Origin of the sequence: Pseudofrankia coriaricola (genome assembly GCF_032027725.1) — a bacterium.
Classification (GTDB): domain Bacteria; phylum Actinomycetota; class Actinomycetes; order Frankiales; family Frankiaceae; genus Pseudofrankia.
In genome coordinates this window covers 166,699-187,753 of record NZ_JASNFO010000003.1, presented here as the reverse complement: position 1 = coordinate 187,753, position 21,055 = coordinate 166,699, and the positions used below count along the sequence as shown (strand labels likewise).

The 21,055-nt window shown below is 73.1% G+C and carries 19 protein-coding genes; 11 read left to right on the top strand and 8 right to left on the bottom strand.

The genetic code is table 11. The features are described 5' to 3' along the window. Nucleotides 1-12: 12 nt before the first annotated feature. Nucleotides 13-582 (bottom strand): class F sortase, encoded by a 570-nt coding sequence (locus QOZ89_RS04615; RefSeq protein WP_241841413.1) that lies wholly within the window; start codon nucleotides 580-582, stop codon nucleotides 13-15. Nucleotides 583-689: 107 nt separating this feature from the next. Next, nucleotides 690-1,109, bottom strand: a complete 420-nt coding sequence (locus QOZ89_RS04610) for a hypothetical protein (RefSeq protein ID WP_071046227.1) — start codon at nucleotides 1,107-1,109, stop codon at nucleotides 690-692. A 213-nt stretch (nucleotides 1,110-1,322) separates the two neighbouring features. Here QOZ89_RS04610 and QOZ89_RS04605 point away from each other — a divergent pair, with 213 nt between their 5' ends. The 3 genes from QOZ89_RS04605 to QOZ89_RS04595 all read left to right on the top strand — a co-directional run bounded on the left by QOZ89_RS04605 (nucleotide 1,323) and on the right by QOZ89_RS04595 (nucleotide 4,511). Then, nucleotides 1,323-1,811, top strand: coding sequence for a hypothetical protein (locus QOZ89_RS04605; RefSeq protein WP_071046226.1), 489 nt, complete (start codon nucleotides 1,323-1,325; stop codon nucleotides 1,809-1,811). Between the two features lie 166 nt (nucleotides 1,812-1,977). Further along, nucleotides 1,978-3,810 carry a sensor histidine kinase gene (locus QOZ89_RS04600; protein WP_312623046.1) on the top strand — a complete coding sequence of 611 codons (1,833 nt, stop codon included), beginning with the start codon at nucleotides 1,978-1,980 and terminating at the stop codon, nucleotides 3,808-3,810. After that, complete coding sequence (locus QOZ89_RS04595; RefSeq protein ID WP_071046225.1) at nucleotides 3,807-4,511, top strand: response regulator transcription factor; 705 nt, start codon at nucleotides 3,807-3,809, stop codon at nucleotides 4,509-4,511. Before QOZ89_RS04600 ends, QOZ89_RS04595 begins: the two co-directional genes overlap by 4 nt. Here QOZ89_RS04595 and QOZ89_RS04590 read toward each other — a convergent pair. Then, nucleotides 4,501-5,310, bottom strand: a complete 810-nt coding sequence (locus QOZ89_RS04590; RefSeq protein ID WP_397428684.1) for an urease accessory protein UreF — start codon at nucleotides 5,308-5,310, stop codon at nucleotides 4,501-4,503. The genes QOZ89_RS04595 and QOZ89_RS04590 overlap by 11 nt on opposite strands. Before the next feature lie 90 nt (nucleotides 5,311-5,400). On the opposite strand from QOZ89_RS04590, the gene QOZ89_RS04585 reads away from it, so the two are divergent. The 3 genes from QOZ89_RS04585 to QOZ89_RS04575 all read left to right on the top strand — a co-directional run bounded on the left by QOZ89_RS04585 (nucleotide 5,401) and on the right by QOZ89_RS04575 (nucleotide 8,691). After that, nucleotides 5,401-5,763 (top strand): hypothetical protein, encoded by a 363-nt coding sequence (locus QOZ89_RS04585; RefSeq protein WP_071046223.1) that lies wholly within the window; start codon nucleotides 5,401-5,403, stop codon nucleotides 5,761-5,763. Between the two features lie 186 nt (nucleotides 5,764-5,949). Then, nucleotides 5,950-6,894 (top strand): phytanoyl-CoA dioxygenase family protein, encoded by a 945-nt coding sequence (locus QOZ89_RS04580; RefSeq protein ID WP_083417978.1) that lies wholly within the window; start codon nucleotides 5,950-5,952, stop codon nucleotides 6,892-6,894. 225 nt (nucleotides 6,895-7,119) lie between these two features. Then, nucleotides 7,120-8,691 carry an LCP family protein gene (locus tag QOZ89_RS04575; RefSeq protein ID WP_312623044.1) on the top strand — a complete coding sequence of 524 codons (1,572 nt, stop codon included), beginning with the start codon at nucleotides 7,120-7,122 and terminating at the stop codon, nucleotides 8,689-8,691. 64 nt (nucleotides 8,692-8,755) lie between these two features. Here the strand turns inward: QOZ89_RS04575 and QOZ89_RS04570 are convergent, their stop codons facing one another. The 3 genes from QOZ89_RS04570 to QOZ89_RS04560 form a co-directional block, all read right to left on the bottom strand. Next, nucleotides 8,756-10,483 carry an urease subunit alpha gene (locus QOZ89_RS04570; RefSeq protein ID WP_312623043.1) on the bottom strand — a complete coding sequence of 576 codons (1,728 nt, stop codon included), beginning with the start codon at nucleotides 10,481-10,483 and terminating at the stop codon, nucleotides 8,756-8,758. Between the two features lie 103 nt (nucleotides 10,484-10,586). After that, nucleotides 10,587-10,931 carry an urease subunit beta gene (locus QOZ89_RS04565; protein WP_083417977.1) on the bottom strand — a complete coding sequence of 115 codons (345 nt, stop codon included), beginning with the start codon at nucleotides 10,929-10,931 and terminating at the stop codon, nucleotides 10,587-10,589. Between the two features lie 482 nt (nucleotides 10,932-11,413). Next, a complete protein-coding gene (locus QOZ89_RS04560) occupies nucleotides 11,414-11,716 on the bottom strand; it encodes an urease subunit gamma (protein ID WP_071046220.1) in 303 nt (100 codons plus the stop codon). Between the two features lie 351 nt (nucleotides 11,717-12,067). Between QOZ89_RS04560 and QOZ89_RS04555 the strand changes: the two genes are divergently transcribed. The 5 genes from QOZ89_RS04555 to QOZ89_RS04535 all read left to right on the top strand — a co-directional run bounded on the left by QOZ89_RS04555 (nucleotide 12,068) and on the right by QOZ89_RS04535 (nucleotide 18,150). Next, a complete protein-coding gene (locus QOZ89_RS04555) occupies nucleotides 12,068-13,165 on the top strand; it encodes an ABC transporter substrate-binding protein (RefSeq protein ID WP_312623042.1) in 1,098 nt (365 codons plus the stop codon). A gap of 343 nt (nucleotides 13,166-13,508) precedes the next feature. Continuing rightward, complete coding sequence (locus tag QOZ89_RS04550) at nucleotides 13,509-14,399, top strand: ABC transporter ATP-binding protein (RefSeq protein WP_312623041.1); 891 nt, start codon at nucleotides 13,509-13,511, stop codon at nucleotides 14,397-14,399. A 16-nt stretch (nucleotides 14,400-14,415) separates the two neighbouring features. Continuing rightward, nucleotides 14,416-15,273, top strand: coding sequence for an ABC transporter permease (locus QOZ89_RS04545; RefSeq protein WP_071046217.1), 858 nt, complete (start codon nucleotides 14,416-14,418; stop codon nucleotides 15,271-15,273). After that, on the top strand, nucleotides 15,270-16,175 hold the full coding sequence (locus tag QOZ89_RS04540) for an ABC transporter permease (RefSeq protein WP_083417976.1): 906 nt from the start codon (nucleotides 15,270-15,272) through the stop codon (nucleotides 16,173-16,175). Before QOZ89_RS04545 ends, QOZ89_RS04540 begins: the two co-directional genes overlap by 4 nt. Before the next feature lie 358 nt (nucleotides 16,176-16,533). Beyond that, the gene (locus tag QOZ89_RS04535) at nucleotides 16,534-18,150 is read left to right on the top strand and encodes an adenine deaminase C-terminal domain-containing protein (protein WP_312623040.1); all 1,617 of its coding nucleotides are present in this window, start codon (nucleotides 16,534-16,536) and stop codon (nucleotides 18,148-18,150) included. A gap of 117 nt (nucleotides 18,151-18,267) precedes the next feature. Here QOZ89_RS04535 and QOZ89_RS04530 read toward each other — a convergent pair whose 3' ends face one another. Both QOZ89_RS04530 and QOZ89_RS04525 read right to left on the bottom strand, forming a co-directional pair. Continuing rightward, a complete protein-coding gene (locus QOZ89_RS04530; RefSeq protein WP_312623039.1) occupies nucleotides 18,268-19,497 on the bottom strand; it encodes an ATP-binding protein in 1,230 nt (409 codons plus the stop codon). A 229-nt stretch (nucleotides 19,498-19,726) separates the two neighbouring features. Then, nucleotides 19,727-20,842, bottom strand: a complete 1,116-nt coding sequence (locus QOZ89_RS04525) for a Rieske 2Fe-2S domain-containing protein (RefSeq protein WP_083417982.1) — start codon at nucleotides 20,840-20,842, stop codon at nucleotides 19,727-19,729. Nucleotides 20,843-21,055: the final 213 nt, after the last annotated feature.

Sequence of the window (21,055 nt, the reverse complement as noted above, 5' to 3'; positions counted from 1 at the left end):
GACCGACCTGGCTCACGCGAGGTGGGCGAAGACGACGACGTTGTCGACGTAGTGGCCGATGTCGTGGTTGAACGTGCCGCCACAGGTGATCAGGCGGAGCTGTGCGCCATTGCCTGAGTGGTAGACCTCCTCGTCCGGGAATTCGGCCTTTGCATATTCGGCCAGCCTGTCGACGATGAACGTCGCGGTCGTGCCGTCCGCCCGGTCGACGAGGACGGTGGCACCGGCGTGCAGTTTGCCCAGCCGGTAGAAGACCGCCGGTCCGGTCTTCGAGTCGACGTGGCCGGCGATCACGGCCACGCCGTCGTCACCGGGCTCCGGGCCGGCGTGGTTCCAGCCGACCTCGGTGAACCCGGCCGGGGCGATCAGCCGTTCCGCCGCGTCGAGGTCGAGTGGCACGACCGGCGCCGTCACGGCGATATCCGGCACCCGCAGCCGCACCGGGTCCGCCGCCTTTCCGGCTGCCTGGCTCGCCGCCGGCGGCGAGCCCTGCCCGATCGTGGCATCGCCGTGCCCGGCCGCCGTGTCCCCGTCGGGCCCCGCGCGGCAGCCGGCGAGCAGAACCACCACCAGGGTGAGCAAGACGGCCAGCGCCGTCGCGGCGCGACCGCCGGGGCACCGCGACGGCGCTGGCCTCGGCGGTGACCGGCGCCGGCGGCCGGCGGATGATCCGGCCGCCGGGCTCGTGGTCATCCGCGCGCGCCCGCGCGGCGGCGCCGCCACACGCCGAAGCCGGCGAGCGCGCCGAGGCCGACGCCACCGGCCGTGAGCGGAAGAACCGCCTCGGTGCCGCCCCCGCCGGACCGCTGGCTGCCGCCGAGGCCCGTGTCCACGCCGCCGCGCGGGAGCTGTCCGTCGCCCGGGGCCCTGGTGACCCGCGTCGGGGCCGCGGTGCCGGGGAGGGAGCGGGGCGCCGTGGTGGCTGGCGCCGGCGCCGGGAGCTCGCCGGGGGTGGCCGAGCCGGCCGCCGGAACCGGTGCCGGGGTCGCGGCACTGGCGGCGGTCGCCGGCAGCGCCACACCGACGGCGACGCCGCCGGCCAGCGCCACCGCGAGCGCGGAGGTGGTGAGGTGCCGCCGGGCGGCCCGGACGGGGCTGGGAGCGTTCATCAGGTTTCCTCGATCCTGTGCGTGCCGTCCACGCCCACCGGTGGTGGTGGGGTGGCTGGCGGCTGCGGCCGAGATCGACTGCCCGGCCGGGTCCCAGGCTGGCGGTGGCCCGTGGGCCGGCCATGAGGCGACGGTGAGAGGGCTCTCATCCGCCACCGGGGCGGCGCGGGCACCGCCCGGGTGGCCTCGGTGGGCTCGCCTACGATGAGCTGCATGGCGGATCGTCCAGGTACGCCGAAGGCGGCGGCCGGCGTCGCGGCCGCGCCGGAGACGGCGGAGCGGGCGGCGCGACCGGAGACGGTGGCCCGGCCGGGGAGGTGGCGCCTCGGTCTCGCGACGGTCGGACTGGTCGCGGTCGTCGGTGGACTGGCGGCCGCTGTGGTCTCGGCGTCGGCGGAGCCCAGCCCGCCCGCCCTGGGCGGGCCGATCCTGGCCAGGGGAGCGGCACCCACGAGCACGCCGCCCGCAACCGCGTCAGCGCCGCCGGCAACGCGCGTCCTGCCCGGCCCGGAACCCCCGGGCCGCCTGGATGGGCGCGCAAGCAGGCCGAGCGGCGCGATGCCGGTCGCCATCAGTCCGGTGCCGGTCACGGCCGCCCCTGGCAACCTGGGCGATCCTCGGACGACGGCGCCCGCGCTGCCCACCCGCGTCGCGCGGTCCGCGGCGCCGGCGCCGGCGCCGACCGAGGGGGCCACGCCGTAGGCGCAGGTCTCCCGGCGCTCGGGAGGGCCGCGGGGACGGCCGCGGATGAGAGCCTTCTCATCGTGTCCTCATCCCTGGCTTCGGCGGCGCCGGGACGCTCCAGTGCATGGAGCCCGGGCGGCCGAGGGCCCGCAGGCTGGCGAGCGGTCTGGTGAGGATCCGTGCCGTGACCGGGTCCGCGCGGCTGCGGATCCTCGGCTGGCAGCTGCTTCTCGTGGCGCTGGCGCTGGCCGGGTCGGTGCTGGCCGCCCGCCAGGTGCTGCTGGCGCGGGTCGACGAGCGGGTGGACCAGGGCCTGGCCAAGGAGGTCAGCGAGCTGCGCCGGTTCGTCGACAAGAGCGTCGACCCGGCCACCGGGCGGTCGCAGGTCGCCGACGTGCGCGCGCTGCTGGAGGCCTACCTGGAACGGGCGATCCCGGACCGCAACCAGACGATGCTCGCGCTCGTGAACGGTGCCCCCGCCTACCGGAGCGCCGAGACGCCGCCGTACCGGCTCGACGCCGACCGGGCGGCGATCGACGCGTTCGTGTCCGCCACGTCGGCCGGCCAGCCGCACTACGGGCGGGTCGCGACGCCGACCGGCGCGGTGCGCTACGTCGCGGTCCCGGTGAGCGTCCAGGGCCATCCCGAGCGAGGCGTCTTCGTGTCGGCCGTGTTCGTCGACCGGGAACGGGCCGAGGTGGACGAGGTGGTCCGGGTGCTCGGTGTCGTCGGGTTCGGCGCGCTGGCGGTCGCCGGCGCCGCCGGATGGATGGTCGCGGGGCGGGTGCTTGCCCCGGTGCGGATGGTCCGCCGGACCGCTCAGGCGATCACGGAGACGGACCTGTCGCGCCGTATCCCGGTCGGCGGGGCGTGGGTCGTCCGCCGGCCGCGCCGCGTCGCGGTCGGCGCGGGCCGCGACGCGGGCGACTCCAGCGGCGGCGGTCCGGGCTCCGGCGGCGGCTCCGGCGGCGGTGGGTCGGGTGGCGGCGGTCCGGGCGTCGGCGGCGGGCGGCGCGGTGGCGACCGTGCCGGTCGGGACGAGATCACGGAGCTGGCGCGGACGTTCAACGGCATGCTGGACCGCCTCGAGCAGGCGTTCGCGACCCAGCGCGCCTTCGTCGACGACGCCGGCCACGAGCTGCGCACCCCGATCACCATCATCCGCGGGCATCTGGAGCTGCTCGGCGACGACCCGGACGAGCGGGCCGAGACCGTCGCCCTCGTCCTGGACGAGCTCGACCGGATGAGCAGGATGGTCGACGACCTGCTGGTGCTCGCGAAGGCGGAGCAGCCGGACTTCCTGCGCCGCGAACCGGTGGATCTCGCCGTGTTCACCACGGACCTGTTCGTGAAGGCGCGGGCACTGGCGCCGCGCGCGTGGCGGCTGCAGGGGGTCGGCGACGGCCGGCTGTTCGCCGACCGGCAGCGGCTGACGCAGGCGCTGCTGCAGCTCGCGCAGAACGCGACCCAGCACACCCGGACCGGCGGCGCGATCGGGATCGGCTCGGCCGTCGACGACCACGTCGCGCGTTTCTGGGTGACCGACTCCGGTCCCGGCGTGGCTCCGGCCGACCGGGCGCGCATCTTCGAGCGCTTCGCCCGCGGCGCCCCCACGCGGCCGCCGGCCGCGGCCGGCGGAGGTGCGGGGCTCGGTCTCGCGATCGTGCGGGCGATCGCGACGGCGCATGGCGGCGCGGTCCGGGTGAGTGGCGAGCCTGGTGAGGGCGCGACCTTCGCCCTGGAGCTGAGCCTGCTCGACCACGGCCCTCGTGACCACGAGCCGCGTCGTCCCGCGCCACGCGGACCCGAACCGGGTGGCGTCGAACCGGGTGGCGTCGAACCGGGTGGCGTCGAACCGGCTGGACCAACCCCGGTGCCCCTGAACCCGGCGGCGGACAGGGACTGGGACGGGCTGGGCCTGGCGACCGTGAGGCCCATGGCGCGGGACAGCCCGGTGCACTGGGTTGCGCGTACGGGCGACGGGGCGGGCGAGCGCTGGGATGGGATGTGGGCATGACGAATCGAGTGCTCATAGCTGAGGACGAGCACCGGATCGCCTCGTTCGTCGCGAAGGGCCTGCGTTCCAACGGTTTCGTCCCGACATGCGTGAGCGACGGCCAGTCGGCGCTGGAGGTGGCCCTGTCCGGTGAGGTCGACCTGTTGGTCCTCGACATCGGCCTACCGGACCTGGACGGCTTCACGGTGCTGCGCCGGCTGCGCGCCGCCGGCTCGAGGCTCCCAGTGGTGGTGCTCACGGCCCGCGACGGCGTGCGCGACACGGTCGCCGCGCTCGAAGGCGGGGCCGACGACTACATGAGCAAGCCGTTCCGGTTCGAGGAACTGCTGGCCCGCGTCCGGCTGCGGCTGCGGCCCGAGCGGGCCACCGCCGAGCCGACCGTGCTGCTCAGCGGCGACCTCGCCCTCGATCTGCGTACCCGCAGGGCGCACGTCGGCGACCGGGTCGTCGACCTGACCGCGCGTGAGTTCGTCCTGGCCGAGACGTTTCTGCGCCACCCCGGCCAGGTGCTCGCCCGCGAGCAGCTGCTCTCCGCTGTCTGGGGCTACGACTACGACCCCGGCAGCAACATCGTCGATGTCTACGTCGGTTACTTGCGCCGCAAGCTGGGCGCCGCCCACATCACCACGGTCCGTGGCATGGGCTATCGCCTGGAAGCCGCGACGCCGCCCGGCGCCGACGCGGCCGGGGTCACGACATGAACATCCGGACCGGCGCCGCGCGGTGGCGCTCGGCGAGCAGGTCGAGGCGGACGGCGGACGGGGCGGGAAGCAGGTCGAGCCTGCCCGCGGCCATCGCGGCCTCGGCCGCCGCCGAGGCGTCGCCGGCGGTGGCCTCCATGGCGCCGGCGAGCCTGGCCTGCAGGCCGGTGACGGCGAGCGGGTCGAGGCCGAGCAGCCGGGTGGCGGCCGAGGCGGGGGCGCCGACCGCGCCGTAGACGGCGGCGAGCGCCGCGTCCGCAGGCTCGAGCCCGGCCGCGGCGGCGACCACGCCCAGCGCGATCGGGTGGTGGGGGGCGGTGGGCAGCCCGGCGCCTCCCGCCAGGCCCTGGTCGTCCGAACCCTGGCCGTCGGCCCGGAAGATCCTCGACAGGTCCCAGGCGGCCCGGCCCGCGCGCAGCAGCGTCCGCCCCTGCGCCCGGCTCGCGTCCCGCTGCGCCGGTGACGGTGTGCGGGCGTCGAGCTCGGCGTCCAGCGCAGCGAGCAGGACCGCGCGGTCCTGCCCGGCCGCCGGGGTGTCCGGGGGCCCCGGGACTCGTGCCAGGTCGGTGACGGCGACCAGGCAGGTCTGGCAGGCCGCGGCGGCGAAGGACGCGGCCACCAGGCCGGCGGTGCCGAGGCGGCCGAGCAGGAAAGCGGCCAGGTCGTCCAGGCCGGTCACGCCACCGTCCACCACGGCCGCCTCGACACCGCCGGAGTGCGCGTGGCCGCCGGCTGGCAGCCGGCCGTCCGCCAGCACCAGCAGCGCGGCGCGGGCTCCGGGCCGTCGCTCGCCTGACATACCTGTGATCACGGACCCTCCGATGCACTAGCGTCGCCGCCGGCCTGGTCATGGTCCCAAGGAGCCGTAGTCCCTCAAGGAGGCAGTCCCGTGCCCACGGAGTCATCCAGCCTCGCGAACCCGCCCGCCCGCGGCGAGGCGTCGCCGGCCGGCGTGAGCACCGCCGTGGACGCGGCGGATACCGCGCGGCTGTTCGCTCAGCCAACCACCCGGCCCGGCCAAGGGCCGCGGCGGCGGTCCCGCGCCGTGGCCGCCGTGGCCGCCGCCGCCGCTCTCGCGGTCGGCTCGCTCACCGCCTGCGGGCACAAGCATCCGCCCAAGCCGGCCAACTTCTCCTGCTCCGCGTCCAACAAGGCGGAGTGGTCGGACAAGGAGAAGCGGTGGGTGTGCGTGCCCAAGTCCAGCGGCAGCTCCTCCGACGGCTCGTCGTCGGGGAAGAAAAAGAAGAAGTAGCGACACGCCCCCGCGGCGGCGACGTCTCCAGGCCACCCTGGTGATCCGACTTACGTCGCCGCTGGTCACAGCCGCGGGCAACGCGGCGGTAACAGGAGCGACCTAGCGTCGGAGGTTGTCCATCCGTTCGCGGAACGCGGCTGCGCCGCGCCACCGGCGGGTACCGAGACGCGGGAGGGCAGCCGCATGCAGACGGCCACCGTGCTGGCGACACCGGCGACGTTCGGCCTGTTTGAGATCGACACAGCTGAGATCGACACGGACGAGATCGACTGGGCCGAGGCCGGCTGGGCGGCGCGGACGCCCGGCTCCGCCGCCGAGCTGCCGGGGCTCACCGAGATCGAGGAGTTCTACCGGGCCTTCGGTTTCGTGCTGTTGCGCGGCCTGGCCGGCGACGAGCTGACCGCCCGGATGGAGACGGAATGCGCGGCCGTCCAGGACGACGTGCTAGCCGGCAGGCTGCCGGAAAGGCACGGGTCGACGAAGTACCTGGACGACGCCGAGAAGATCGAGAGGTTCGTCAACTACGTCGAGCACATCCAGGAACTCTCGCCGGCCGTACTGGAGGCGGTGGCCCTGCCGCCGCTGCTCGCGGTGATCCGCCGGCTGATCGGCGACGGCGCCTGGCTCAACTCGTCGGACAAGGCCGGCATCGTCTACCAGGACTCCCGCCCCGGCCGCGAGTCCGGTTACACCCGGATCGGCTGGCACTCCGACTGGCAGGCGATGCCCAGCGTCGACGTCTGGCCGGGGCTCGCATTCACCTTTCACCTGGACGCGACCAGCCCGGCGAACGGCTTCCTGCGCGTCGTCCCCGGCAGCCACAACTGGGCGACCCCGGCGCCGTACCGCAACGTCAACAACGTCGCGGTGCCCGAGGACGCCCGCCCGGCCGGCGGTTACACCGACGTCCCGGCCCCTTTCGCGATGCCGCTGGGCTTCGACAAGGTCCCCGGCGAGGTCGCCGTCTACGCCGAACGCGGCGACGTGATCCTGCACGACGGCTATCTGTGGCACTCCGCGTCGCGCGCCACGGACGACGACGGCGTCCGCCGGCACGTCCGCGGCGGCTACTTCGGCGGCGACGAGGCCAACTACCGCCCCCAGTTCCTCAAGAACGCAGCCCGATAGCCCCGTAGCCCCGCCGCGCCCGCACCCCCACCTCGCCGGAGCTTGCCGACAGATTGGTCATAACCTCATAGCTGTCGCCTGGCCGCGTTCTAGAGATCGCGGGCGGGCGACGTGACCGCCTGCCGTTGGGCCTGGGGTGGGTCGCCGGACGGATATAGGGCGATTTATCATCGGCCTGCCGAGCAGGAACCGCGAGAGCGGCGGCTGCGAGAGAGGCGGGCAGCGTTGGCAGGGGCATCGCTCCCTCCCCATCTGGACCCACGTTCGGACGGTGGAGGCGAGCCGGGGACGAGGCACGCGTCGGGCGGGCGCCGGGCGCTGCGCGCGCTGCTCGGGGCGCTGTCGACGGTGGTACTGCTGGTGAGCGTCGGCGGCTGGGCGACGTACACCTACGCCAACGGGAACATCAACCGGATCCGGCTCGACCTGGGCGACAACCGGCCCGACGAGAAGCGCGGCGTGACGAACTACCTGGTGGTCGGCACGGACAGCCGGGCGGGATCGGACGGGGAGTTCGGCAACGTCCCCGGCCAGCGGTCGGACACGACGATCCTCGTCCATCTCGCCGAGGACGGCACCACGACGATGGTGTCCTTCCCCCGCGACACGTACGTGACGGTGCCCGAGTACACCGACTCCGCTGGCAAGAGCCACCCGGCGCACAAGGACAAGTTCAACTCGGCGATCTCCGACGGCGGGCCGTCGCTGCTGGTGAACATGGTCGAGAGCCTGACGGGCATGCGGGTCGACCACTACGTCTCGATGGACCTCGAGGGCTTCAAGGCAATCACGAACGCGATCGGCGGCGTCGACGTCTGCGTCCTGCCCTCGAGCTTCCGGGACCACTTCAAGGACGACACGGGCAGAGCGAGGGTCAGCACCAACACGAAGGACCCGATGAGCGGCTGGAACGGCGGGCCCGGGACCGTCCACGTGAACGGCGACCAGGGCCTGGCGTTCGTCCGGCAGCGCCACGGCCTGCCGAACGGGGACATCGACCGCATCAAGCGCCAGCAGCAGTTCATCGGAGCGGTCTTCCACAAGGCGACCACCGGCGACGTGCTGACCAACCCGGTCAAGCTGCAGGGCCTGCTCTCCACGGCCACGTCGGCGCTCACCCTCGACGACAAGACCAGCATCAACGACCTGCGGGACCTGGCCACCCAGATGCGCGGTGTGGCCGCCGGCTCGATCCACATGGAGACCCTGCCGACGCACGCACCTACCGAGGCCGAGGGCGGGATCGGAAACAGCGGCAACATCATGCTGCACGGCGTCGCGACCTCCGTGCAGATCTACAACCCGGTCGACCTTGCCCGGCTCGTCACCCCGCTCGGCGGACACGTCGACGGCGTCGAGGACACGGCGTCCCCGACCACCGAGCCCGCGCCCGGCCCGGTCACCGTCCCGCCGTCGCAGGTGACCGTCGTGGTCTACAACGGCTCCCATCGGTCGGGGCTCGCGGCTCAGGTCACCAAGGACCTGACAGAAATGGGCTTCCGCGTCTCTGGCACCCTCACCGCCGAGCCCCTTACCTATACGGCGTCCCGGGTGCTCTACGGCGCGGGCAAGGAGGACGCCGCGCGCACGGTGCAGGCAGCCGTTCCCGGCTCAATCCTGCGCGCCGACCAGACCATCACCGGGGTCCACCTCATCCTCGGCTCGGAGTTCACCAAGGTCGTGACCCCCGCGCTGACGGGCGCTGGCGGCACCTCGGGCACCGCCGCTTCCGGCGCGGCACCCGCCCCCACGACGGCACCCCCGGCGGTGCCCACCACCCCCAGCTGCACCTACTAGCCAGGGCCTCGGCCTAGCCAGGTCCCCGGCGAGGGGCCCGGTCGACGCTCTCCGAGGATCTCGATCAGAACAAGAAGTAGCGCTGGGCCATCGGCAGCTCGCGGACCGGGTCGGGCTCGATGGCCTCGCCGTCGATCGTGACGGTGAAGGTGTCGGGGTCGACGCGGATGTCCGGGGTGGCGGTGTTGCCGGGCATGTCGGCCTTGCCGCGGGACCGGACGTCTAGAACCGGGACCATCGGCGTCGCGAGCTGGAGCCGTTCGGCCAGGCCGTCCTCGATCGCGGCGGGCGCGACGAAGGTGAGCGACCCGGCGGCGGCGGGGCCGCGGGCGGCGCCGAACATCGGGCGGGGGAGCACCGGCTGCGGGGTCGGGATCGAGGCGTTCGCGTCGCCCATCGCGGCCCAGGCGATGAGGCCGCCCTTGATGACGACCGACGGGCGGACGCCGAAGAACGCCGGCTCGTAGAGGACCAGGTCGGCGAGCTTGCCGGCCTCCACCGAGCCGATCTCGCCGTCCAGGCCGTGCGCGACGGCCGGGCAGATCGTGTACTTGGCGACGTAGCGCCGGGCCCGGAGGTTGTCGGCCCGGCCGTCGCCAGGCAGGGCACCGCGGCGCTTCTTCATCACGTGCGCGGTCTGCCAGGTGCGCAGCACGACCTCGCCGATCCGGCCCATCGCCTGCGAGTCCGAGCCGATCATCGAGATCGCGCCCAGGTCGTGCAGGAAGTCCTCGGCGGCGATCGTCGACGGCCGGATGCGGCTCTCGGCGAAGGCCAGGTCCTCGGGGATCGACGGGTTCAGGTGGTGGCAGACCATCAGCATGTCGAGGTGCTCGTCGAGCGTGTTGACGGTGTGCGGACGGGTCGGGTTCGTCGACGAGGGCAGCACGTTGCCAGCCGTGACGACGGTGATGATGTCCGGCGCGTGCCCGCCGCCCGCGCCCTCGGTGTGGTACGCGTGGATCGCCCGGCCGGCGATCGCGGCCAGCGTGCTCTCGACGTAGCCGGCCTCGTTGAGCGTGTCCGAGTGCAGCGCGACCTGCACCCCGGCCGCGTCGGCGACGCGCAGGGAGGCGTCGATCACGGCCGGCGTGGTGCCCCAGTCCTCGTGCAGCTTGAACGCGGCCGCGCCGGCCCGCAGCTGCTCCCAGAGCGACTCCTCGTTCGTGGTGTTGCCCTTGCCGAGCAGGACGACGTTGACCGGCCAGTCGTCCAGCGCGGACAGCATCCTGGCCAGGTTCCAGCCGCCGGGGGTCACCGTCGTCGCCTTGGTGCCCTCGGCCGGGCCGGTGCCGCCGCCGATCAGCGTCGTGATGCCGGCGCCGAGCGCCTCGGGGACCTGCTGCGGGCAGATCAGGTGCACATGGCAGTCGATCGCGCCGGCCGTCATGATCTTGCCGTTGCCGGAGATGACCTCGGTGCCGGGGCCGATCACCAGGTCCGGGTGCACCCCGTCCATCGTGTCCGGGTTGCCGGCCTTGCCGAGAGCGACGATCCGGCCGTCGCGGACGCCGACGTCGGCCTTCACCACGCCCCAGTGGTCGAGCACGATCACGCCGGTGATGACCAGGTCCGGCGCCCCGTCGGCGCGGGTGGCCCGGGCCTGGCCCATCGACTCGCGGATGACCTTGCCGCCGCCGAAGACCGCCTCGTCGCCGGTGCCGGCGCCGCCGGGCCCCCGGCTGAGGTCCTCGGTGACCTCGATGAACAGGTCGGTGTCGGCGAGCCGGACCCGGTCGCCGACCGTCGGTCCGTACAGCGCGGCGTACCGCGACCGGTCCAGCCTGGCCATGCCTGACCTCTCTGCTTCTCTTCTGCTTCTCTGCTTCGCTTCTATGCGCTACGTGGGACGAGACGGCCCGGCGTCGACGAGAGGGCCGGGAGGGGCCCGCCGGTCAGGCCGGCGCGGTCGGGGCCGCGTCGCGTTCGTCGAGCCTGCCGGCCCACTCGAGGCGCAGGCCGGGCACGTCGCGCGCGCCGGCCAGCGGCACCAGGGTGACCTCACGCTCGATCCCGGGCTCGAAGCGGACCGCCGTGCCCGCGGGCACGGCGAGCCGATGTCCCCAGGCGGCCGTCCGGTCGAACCTGAGCGCCGGGTTCGCGGCGGCGAAGTGGTAGTGCGAGCCGACCTGGACCGGCCGGTCGCCCGCGTTGCGCACCAGCAGCGTGATGGTCGGGCGGCCCGGGTTGATCTCGATCGGGTCGTCGTCGTGCAGGACCTCGCCGGGAATGATCGGCATCCGCGCTCCCTGTGTGGCGTGCGGGCGCTGGACGCGCCGCCCTGCCTGTCGGACGCTGAGCGTCCTCCCTGCGTGGTGTCGGGTACCTGTGTATGGCCGTGGTCGAGGTGGTGTCGGCCTGGGACGGGGTTGCGTTGGCGCTGCGCTGAAGGCGCTGTCACCTCTTGTGGCTGCTTCGCGCGTTCTGGTCGCCTCTGCGATGGTCGCCCATGAGAGAAGCGAAGTGGCGGCATGAACCAACCGCTCGGGTTGGTGACGTTCAGCGGCGGGTGACCGTGTGGGCGCGGAGGCGTGCCTCGTGGAGGCCCGGCCCACGAGCGAAGCGTGGTGCCCCTGTGAATGCTGTGCCTTTGGGCTGGTGACGTCACAGCGGCAGGCGACCGCGCTGGGCGCGGAGGAGGACGCGGCGCGGAGGTCCCTCGGGAGCGAAGCGAGTGAGGGGCCGGAGCGCCGCGCCCGGACGGAGCGAACCATGAGCACAGTCACGGGATCGGGTGGTGAACCGTGACGAGCTTGGTGCCGTCGGGGAAGGTCGCCTCGACCTGCACCTCGGCCAGCATCTCCGGGATGCCGTCCAGGACGTCCTCCCTGGTCAGCACCGTGCGGCCGGTGGCCATGAGCTCGGCGACGGTGCGGCCGTCGCGCGCGCCCTCGAGCAGGAAGGAGGTCAGGATCGCGACGGCCTCCGGGTAGTTGAGCCGCAGGCCGCGGGCCCGCCGCTCCCTGGCGAGGTTCGCCGCGACATGGATCAGCAGCCGTTCCTGTTCATGCGGGCTCAGCAGCACGGCGCCAAACCTAGGGCCGGCAGATGACGGCGGCGTAACACCGATCGCCGGCGCGTCGCGCCCGGACGCCCCGGTGACCCACGACCGCCCTTTGGATGATCGAGATCTGTCACTCTCCGTCGCGGATCGGGATGTCCGCTCGCGGTCGGTACCTGCCGGCGAGCTCGTATGGGCCGGTCGGGGGCTCCGGGGTCCAGCCAGGTCCGTCACAAAAGGGGCGGAGTTACCTGCTGTTCACAAAGGGGCGATGGACGCGATACGACCGCTTTCTAACGTCCGGGGAACCGCCCGGGTGGGCCGGACGTGCCGGCGGTGGGGATCTCAACCCTGGGGCGATGCGATGGGGGTTCGGTGACAACTGGATTCGATAGGCGGGGCTTCCTGCGGCGTGGCGCGGGCGTCACGGTGGGTGCCGCGGCGCTCGCGGTGGGCGGGAGCGGCCTGCTTGCCGCCTGCGGCGACGACGACTCGGGGACGACGGCGGCGACCACCAGCGGTGGCGCGGCGTCGTTCGGCAAGCTGGACTACCGGCTCTCCTGGATCAAGAACGTCGAGTTCGCCGGCGCGTACATCGCCGACCAGAAGGGCTACTACAAGGCGGCTGGCTTCTCCGAGATCAACCTGATCGCCGGTGGCCCGAGCGCCACCCCGCAGGACGCCGACGTGGCGACCGGCAAGGCGTTCGTCGGCATCTCCGCGCCGGACATCACAGGCAACGCGATTCTCCAGGGCGCGCCGCTGAGGATCATCGGCGCCCAGTACCAGAAGAACCCGTTCGCGATCATGTCCCTGGCGGACAAGCCGATCAAGACGCCGCAGGACATGATCGGCAAGAAGATCGGTGTGCAGGCGACGAACGAGTCCGTCTGGACCGCGTTCCTCACCGCCAACGGCCTCGACGCGTCGAAGATCGAAAAGGTGCCGGTCGAGTTCGACCCGACGCCGCTCACCACGGGGCAGGTCGACGCCTGGTTCTCCTTCGTCACCAACGAGCCGAACCTGCTCAAGGTGAAGGGCGTCGACACCTTCACGTTCCTGCTCGCGGACTTCAAGTACCCGCTGGTGTCCGAGACCTACATGGTCACCGAGGACACCCTGAAGAACGACAAGGACAAGATCAAGGCCTTCCTGACGGCCGAGATCAAGGGCTGGGCGGACTCGATCCACGACCCGTCCATAGCCGCGAAGTACGCCGCCGAGATCTACGGCAAGGACCAGGGCCTCGACGCGGCCGAGCAGACGCTGGAGTCGACCGCGCAGAACGAGCTGCTGCTCACCGACGACACCAAGAAGAACGGCCTGTTCACGATCACGCCGACGCTCATCGAAGAGAACATCGCGACGCTGAAGCTGGCGAAGGTGGACATCACCGCCGAGCAGCTGTTCGACACCAGCATCATCGACGAGATCTACAAGGAGAACCCAGCCCTGATCCAGCTGCCCCTGTAGACGGCACCGGTCGGATCTACAACGCAACCGTGCGGCGCCCAGGCGTGCCTCCGCGGAGGCCCGGCCACGAGCGAAGCGAAGTGGCTCCACGAACACCGCGGTTTCGGGTTGGCGACGTTGCAGCGGCGAGCAACCGAGCTGGGCGCGGAGGCGCGCCTCCGCGGAGGCCCTCCTACGAGCGAAGCGATGTAGGGGGGCCGCAGCGGAGGTCGCCGTAGCGCCCGTGAGCGGAGGAGGACGGCGCGCGGAGGTCCCGTGGGAGCGAAGCGAGTACGGGGCCGGAGCGCGCCGCCCGGACGGAGCGAACCAGCAACACGGAGCGAACCAGAGAAACAGGAGTGACATGAGCGCTTCCGCCACGCCCACGCCGGAGCCCGCCGTCGACGAAGCGGGAGTCACGCTTGGCAAGGAGACGGCCGGCGTCGCGCCGGCCGCCGCCGAACCGGCCCCGGGCTCCGGCGTGAGCGTGGCGGCCCTGCGCAAGGAGTTCCGCCTCGGCCGCCGGTCGGTCGTCGCGCTGGACAACGTGAACCTGTCGACGACGGAGGGCTCGTTCCTCACCCTGATCGGGCCCTCCGGCTGTGGGAAGTCGACCGTCCTGCGGATCCTCGCCGACCTGGAGGCACCGACCCAGGGCGAGGTGCTGGTCCACGGCGAGCCGCCGTCCACGGCCCGCCGCAACCACCATCTCGGGATCGCCTTCCAGGACGCGGCCCTGCTGCCGTGGCGGTCGGTCGAGGCGAACATCCGGCTGCCGCTGGAGGTCAGCGGCGCCAGGACGGACAAGAAGGTGATCGCCGACCTGATCGCGCTGGTCGGTCTCACCGGCTTCGAGAAGGCGCGACCGGCGCAGTTGTCCGGTGGCATGCGCCAGCGGGTCGCGATCGCCCGCGCTCTGGTCGTCGAGCCGAAGGTCCTCCTGCTCGACGAGCCGTTCGGCGCCCTGGACGATATGACCCGCCAGCGGCTCAACTTCGAGCTGCTGAGGATCTGGACGGAGCGGGCGACGACCACCCTGCTGGTCACCCACTCCATTCCCGAGGCGGTCATCCTGTCCGACAAGGTCGCGGTGATGAGTCCCCGACCGGGGCGGATCGCCGCGATCGTCGATATCGACCTGCCGCGCCCGCGTACTCCGAAGATGCTGCGCACCCCCCAGTTCCACGAGCTGCACGACCAGCTGTCGAGCCTGCTGTTCTCCGGGCAGGGCGACGAGGGCGTGCAGGCGGCGTGACGGCGGCGGTGCGGAGATGACCACGTTTCAGGACACGTCGGCCGGCGCGGTCCTCGGTCCGGGGGGCGATGGCCCCGACCAGCCAGGAGGCGCCGACCGCGCCCGCTCCGGTGGCGCGCCGCCGTGGCTCGGTGGCCTGGTCGGCACCGTCGCCGTGATCGCCCTGTGGTGGGTGCTCGCGGTGACCGTGTTCGAGCACGGCGGCGCCGTGCCGACACCCTGGGAGGTCCTCAAGGACCTCTGGACCGACCGGAACCTGTGGCCGAGCCCGGTCAGCTCCACCGTTTGGATCGCGTTCAAGGGCTACCTGATCGGCAACGGCCTCGCGATCGGTCTCGCCGTCCTGTGCTTCGGGATCCCGGTCGTCGACCGGATCGTCCTGCAGATCGGGGTCGCGTCGTACTGCCTGCCGATCATCGCTATCGGACCGATCCTCACCACGGTGTTCGACGGCACGACGCCGCAGACGGCGCTCGCCGGGATCTCCGTGTTCTTCACGACGCTGGTCGGCACGCTCGTCGGCCTGCGCTCCGCGGACCAGACGACCCTCGACGTGATCCGGGCCAGCGGCGGCGGCCGCTTCGCCCAGCTGCGGTACGCCCGGCTGCGCGCGGCCCTGCCGAGCACGTTCACCGGGCTGCAGATCGCGCCGCCGGCCGCCGTGCTGGGCGCGATCATCGGCGAGTACCTGGGTGCCGACAAGGGGATCGGGATCACGATGATCGCCTCCCAGCAGGGGTTCAACGTCCCCCGTACCTGGGCTCTAGCGCTCATAGCTTCCGCCATCGCCGGTATCGGGTATGGCATTACCTCGCTGGCCGCCCGGCTGCTCACGCCGTGGGCGCCGCGCGGCAACGTCGGAGGTGCATCGTGACCACGGCCGCCGCCCCGCCCGACGCTGGGACCAAATCCGAGCCCGCACCGGCCACGGCCGTCGCGCCCCCGGTGGAGGAACGCGCTCCCGGCTCGCTGATCCTGGTCACCGCGCTCGTCCGGCTCGGCCGGACCTTCGGGTCCGTGCTCGCGTCGGTCGTCGTGATCCTTGTTCTCTGGTACGCGTTCCTCAAGGTGTTCGACCTCAGCCCGCTGGTCGCGAAGTCGCCGAAGGACGTCTATCACTATCTTTTCACCGTCCCCAAGGCACCGGACAACCGGCACGCGATCTTCGATGCCCTGATGTCGACACTCGGCGACGCCCTGGCCGGCTATATCGCCGGAACGGTCGCCGCCATCGTCGTGGCGGTGCTGTTCGTGTTGTACCGGCCCGTCGAGCAGGCATTCATGCCGGTCGCGATGGTGCTGCGCTCGGTGCCGCTGGTCGCGATGACGCCGATCATCACCCTGGTTTTCGGCCGTCATCTCGCGGGCGTGACGGTCATCGCGGGGATCGTGGTCTTCTTCCCGTCCCTGGTGAACATCGTCTTCGGCCTGCGCTCGACGCCGCGCGCCGCCGCCGACCTGGTTACCGCTTACGGGGGCTCCGAGTTCACGGTGCTGCGCAAGGTGGCCATTCCGAGCGCGCTGCCGTCGCTGTTCGCCTCCGCGCGTATCGCCGTCCCGGGCGCCATCATCGGCGCGCTGCTGGCCGAGTGGCTGGCCACCGGCAAGGCGCTGGGCTACTACATGCAGCACGCCCAGCAGACCTTCAACTATGGCGGCGTCTGGGCGGCGGTCATCGTCATCACCGCGGTCAGCATCGCCATCTACGGCGTCGTCGGCATCATCGAGACCGTCGTCCTCGCCCGCTACGGCCCGGCGCCGTCCCGCGGTAAATGACCCCGTTTCCCGGCCGTTCCGGGCCGCAGCGCACGTAACCATCAGGTTTCCGGGCTCCTCAGACCACCCGAAAGGGGCGGGCCCGGGCGCGCGTGAACTGGATGTCCCACCCGCATGCGCCCCACTCGTTTAGCGGTGGGCCCGCGCGCATGTGAAGTGGCGCACTTCGCTCCAGCCGTGTTTGGTGGGCCCGGCGCGCCCCAGTGTGACGGTTGTGTTTCGGCGCACTTAATGCTTGGCAGCAATCGGTGACTGTGCCGTACTCGCCTGCGACAATGATGGCGGCGGCCGCCGTTTGGGCATGCCGGTGGCCGGACCCCCGACGTCGAGCCTCGCTCGACCCCCTGCGGAGGTGAGCGTGTCGACTCCTCGGGGGTTGGCGGCCGGATGGCCGGGCTCGGGTCTCGTGGTAGGACCCGCACCGAAGCCAGGCGCGGTGGCGGGCGGCCACGCGGTGGCGGAGACGCCCGGTGTCGTCGGCGGGAACGGGCTGGGGCCGAGCGGCGGGGAGCTCGCGCGGCTGCGGCGCGTCGCCGTCGGCGAGGAGGACGCCGACCTGCTGGTCCACGGCGGGACCGTCGTCGTTGTGCAGACGGGCGAGCTGCTGCGCCGCGACGTCGCAATCGTCGGACGGTTCATCGCCGCCGTGACCAGGCCGGGCGCGCTCGCCGGCCGGCGCTCGCTCGACGCCTCGGACCGCTACCTGGTCCCCGCCTTCGTCGACGCCCACGTCCGGCCGGAGCGGACGCTGCTGATGCCGGGCGAGGCGGCCCGGCTGCTGGTGTCGCGCGGGACGGTGACCGTGCTGACCGACCCGTCCGGGCTCGTCGCGCGCTGCGGGCCGCGCGGCGCGGGGCTCGCGACCACGACCGGCACGCCGCTGCGCGTGCTGACGCGCCGTCCCGGCGCCGCCGGCCCCCCCACCGCGGACCTGCTGCCGGGGGAGCGCCCCGGCGCACACCGCACACTCGCCGACCTGGTCGGATACGGTCAGCTGGCCTGCGCCGTGCGGCGCGGGGTGGTGGCTGGCATGCCGCCGGCGGAGGCGATCCGCCGGGCCACGTTCGCGCCCGCCCGCCGGCACGGTCTCGACCACGTGCTCGGCGCCATCTCACCGTCGCACCTGGCCGACCTGCTCATCGTCTCCCAGATCGGCGGCATCGAGCCGCCCGACCTCGTCGTCGCGGGCGGGCGGATCGCCGCCGGCCAGGGCCGGCCGCTGTTCGACAACTCCGACCTCGTGCCCGGCTGGGCCGTGGACACCGTGCGCCTGCCGGTGAACCTGCACGTCGGCTCGTTCGCGGCGGCGCGCTGGCCCGGCCATCCCGTGCCGCTGCCACTCGCCGTGGAGATCGTGTCACGGCTGTCCGCGCCGGTGATCTCCCAGCGACCGGCCGGTCTGCCCGGGCTGCCGCCGGGCCTGCCCGTCGTGCCCGGGACGCCCGGGGCGCCGGGGATCGCCCCCGCGATCCCCGAGCTGCAGCCCGCGACGGTGCTGCCCGCCGGCGAGCCGTCGCCGCGGCACGTGCGGGTCGAGCCGGCGGTGCGGGACGGCCGGATCGTCGCCGACCCTGAGCACGACCTGCTGAAGGTGGCCCTGGTCGACCGGTCAGGCGCCCACGAGCCGGTGCGCGTGGGCCTGGTGCGTGGCGTCGGGCTCACCAGCGGCGCCGTCGGCGTCACCGTCACCGAGCCGCCTGGCGACCTGCTGCTCGTCGGCACCAACGACGCCGACATGCTCACCGCCGCCCGGGCCATGGAAGGCATGGGCGGCGGTTTCGTCGTCGTCGACCGCGGCTGGGTGCAGGCCGCGTGCCCACTACCGGTGGCCGGCATCGTCAGCGACGCGCCCTGGGAGGCGGTCGACGGCCAGCTGGCCGCGGCCGACGCCGCCGCCACGGCGATCGGCTGCCGGCTGAGCAGCCCGCTGCAGACCCTCGCGGACCTCGGCGTCGCCCTGTACGTCCGGCCCTGACGCTTCTTCTGCGTCGACCCTCCGCGGGGTCCCCGCCCATTGGCTATTGGTCGCGGCGGGCGGAACGTGCCAGCAGACGCCGAGCCCCTGCTTAGCCGATGGGTGGGGGAGGAACCGTCAGCTGGCTGCCTCGGCGGCCGGCGGCTTGTCGTCGGCCGCCGAGGCTGGGTCTGGGGCCGGGGACGGGCTGGCGGCGGCGGCCGCCGCCGGCTCGCGAGCGGGTGAGTCCGCCGCGGCGACGGCTTCGGCGGAGTCGCGCAGCGCCCCCTCGGAATATCTGGACAGCATCCAGGAGCGCCGCGGGGTGGCCGCGTCCTGGATCTCCACCAGGCCAGCCCGCACCATGCGGAACAGCGACCGGCGCGCCTCGGTCTTGGAGACGGCGAGCATCTGGGCGACATCCTCGGTCCGCAGCCGAGGCTGCCGGCGCATCCGCGTGATGATCTGTAGCTCCGGCAGTGACAGCGGCCGGCCGCCGAGCTCGTGGCTGAGCACGAAGCGGGCGAAGCCCAGGTCGGGGCGCCCGCCGGGGAGCACGACGACGACCGCGTGCTCGCCGCTGCGGCCGTGGTCGGGCGGGGCGTGCCCATGTCGCAGCTGCTCGCGCCAGATATGGCTGATGCCCCGGCCGGTGCGCGTGACGATGCCGGCGCGGCGGAACGCGTCCGCCAGCAGCGGGTTGCGCGGGCTTGGAGGGGCGGTCAGCAGGCTCTCGACGGTGATCCCGGCAGGCAGGCCGGACGGGTTGGAGACGACGATCTGGTCGGCCGACCACTGCACGTGCACCGCGCCGGGGGCCGTGTAGTCGCGATGGATGAGCGCGTTGGCCAGCGCCTCGCGAAACGCGCTCTCCGAGTACACCGGCACGCGCATCCGCACCAGGTCGAAACGCACCTCCCGCATGGGGTTCAGCGCGCGGAACCGGGCGAGGAACTCCTCGACGAGCCGGAACAGTGGCCAGCGCAGGAACACGTTCGTGCCCGTCGCCAGCCCGTCGACCCGGTCGAAGACCTGGATCGCGGCCTCGTGGGTGGGCGCGAAGCGGCGCAGCGACTCCGGCCGGCCGAACAGCAGCAGGCCCGCGAGAAGGATCTCCACCTGCTCGGCGCCCGGGGCCGCGGCATCGGAGTCGGCATCGTCGGCGTCGGCATCGCCGGGCGCGGTGCGTACGACGCCGAGCTCGCGCGCGAGCGCGAGGTCATCCAGCAGGGCGAGCCGCTCGTCGGCCTTCTCCCGGTAGGCGCCGACGAGGCGGCGCAGCCGGTCGAACTCGACCGGGTCGAGATCGTCCCAGGTGGCGCCAGGCACCACCCGTCCGGTCACATCGACCGCGCCGGTTACCAGCATGCTTCTTCCAGGCCCGCGGCCGGGCGTGTCGCACTCAGCGCTTCGCACGTCAATATCGTAGGGACGATCAGTGGTCTGCGCGCCGCTTCCGCGCTGTCGGCTAGCGGCTACTGCCGAGCCCTCGGCTAGCGGCTACTGCCGAGCCGGGCCCGCGATCGCCCCTCGAGGGCCAAAGGAGGTGCGAAAATGTTCTTCCTTCGCACCTCCGGCGGCCCCGTCCCCAGGAGAACTAACGGGCGGCGCGGGTGGGCGGGCGGCGCGGCGCCCTGGTGTGGCGGCCGTCGGTGTCGGCGGCGCTCGCGCCGGGACGGCGGGGGTAACGGCCCGCGCGGGTGACGAAGGCGGCCAGCACGCGGCGCAGCGCCACCCCGGCGGCGTCGGCGCGGATGCTGACCTCCTCGGCCAGCTCCCCGTCGCCGCTGATCAGCGGCAGGCCGTCCAGGGTGAACTTCTCCTGCAGCGCCAGGTCCTCGTCGAGGATCTCCTGCTCGAAGCGGGCGGCCTCGGCCAGACGCGCCGCGTCGCCGCCGAGGTCGTCGCGCAGCAGCCGGGTGTAGACCCTGGTCGCGCCCTCGTCCTCGGGCTGCAGACAGAAGTGGATCGCGCTGCTGATCCCGGCCTCCGGGTATTCGAGGCGCAGCCGCAGCATGAACGGCGGGCGGAACACATAGGTGGACACGCGCCGCTGGATGAGCGGCCGAATCCCGGCGGCCACCCCGGGGTCCTCGGGGTTGGCGACCTCCTGCTCCATGGTGACGCAGAAGCCGTCCCCGTCCGCGTCGACGCGATACGGCGGCACGACCATGTCCTCGCCCGCGCCGATCGTGCCCGCGTGCACGAACGGGAAATGCGCGGTGTCGAGGAAGTTGTCGGCGAGCAGGCCGGCGGCGGCGGTGGTGCGCGACGGCTCCAGCCACACCGAGCCGAAGGCGTCGTCCGCCTCCTCCGGGAGGTCCATGATCTCCGAGAACGGCTCGTCCGGGGCCACCCAGAGCAGGCCGTGCCGCTCGGTCACGCCCCAGGCGGCCGTGGCGTGGGCGCGGCGCGGGGCGGGTACCCCTGGGCCGAGCGCGGGCACGGCGACGCAGTCGCCGCCGGCGGCGAACCGCCAGCCGTGGTACGGGCAGACCAGCGTCGCGCCGTCGACCCGCCCGGCGGACAGCGGCGCGAGCCGGTGCGGGCAGCGATCCTCGAAGGCGGTGACGGCGCCGTCGAGCCGGGCGAGCACCCAGGGCTCGCCGAGCAGGCACACCCCGAGCGGCTCGTCGCCGAGCTCCGTGGAGCGGGCCACCGGGTGCCAGCCGTGACGCAGCGCTGGATCCGTGTTCGTCAGACGGCGCGACACGCTCACCTGCCTCCTTGCCCTCGTCATCGCTGTCCTGTCACCGGCGTTCGGCCAACGGCCGAGCGGCCCATCCCGGCTGGTCGGGGCCGGCCGGAGATGGGCTGGCCTTCCGCACATCATCCACGGTCCCGGGCCGCGCCGGCCGCTAACCGACGTTCAGTGATGTAACACGCTGTGAGCACTCCCGGTCGCCTCTGGCAGCCCACGCGCAGG

Excerpts from the sequence above, each read along its gene's own strand:
- QOZ89_RS04610 (WP_071046227.1), bottom strand. The coding sequence starts at position 1,109 with ATGAACGCTCCCAGCCCCGTCCGGGCCGCCCGGCGGCACCTCACCACC.
- QOZ89_RS04605 (WP_071046226.1), top strand. The coding sequence starts at position 1,323 with ATGGCGGATCGTCCAGGTACGCCGAAGGCGGCGGCCGGCGTCGCGGCC.
- QOZ89_RS04595 (WP_071046225.1), top strand. The coding sequence starts at position 3,807 with ATGACGAATCGAGTGCTCATAGCTGAGGACGAGCACCGGATCGCCTCG.
- QOZ89_RS04590 (WP_397428684.1), bottom strand. The coding sequence starts at position 5,310 with ATGTCAGGCGAGCGACGGCCCGGAGCCCGCGCCGCGCTGCTGGTGCTG.
- QOZ89_RS04580 (WP_083417978.1), top strand. The coding sequence starts at position 5,950 with ATGCAGACGGCCACCGTGCTGGCGACACCGGCGACGTTCGGCCTGTTT.
- QOZ89_RS04570 (WP_312623043.1), bottom strand. The coding sequence starts at position 10,483 with ATGGCCAGGCTGGACCGGTCGCGGTACGCCGCGCTGTACGGACCGACG.
- QOZ89_RS04565 (WP_083417977.1), bottom strand. The coding sequence starts at position 10,931 with ATGCCGATCATTCCCGGCGAGGTCCTGCACGACGACGACCCGATCGAG.
- QOZ89_RS04550 (WP_312623041.1), top strand. The coding sequence starts at position 13,509 with ATGAGCGCTTCCGCCACGCCCACGCCGGAGCCCGCCGTCGACGAAGCG.
- QOZ89_RS04545 (WP_071046217.1), top strand. The coding sequence starts at position 14,416 with ATGACCACGTTTCAGGACACGTCGGCCGGCGCGGTCCTCGGTCCGGGG.
- QOZ89_RS04530 (WP_312623039.1), bottom strand. The coding sequence starts at position 19,497 with ATGCTGGTAACCGGCGCGGTCGATGTGACCGGACGGGTGGTGCCTGGC.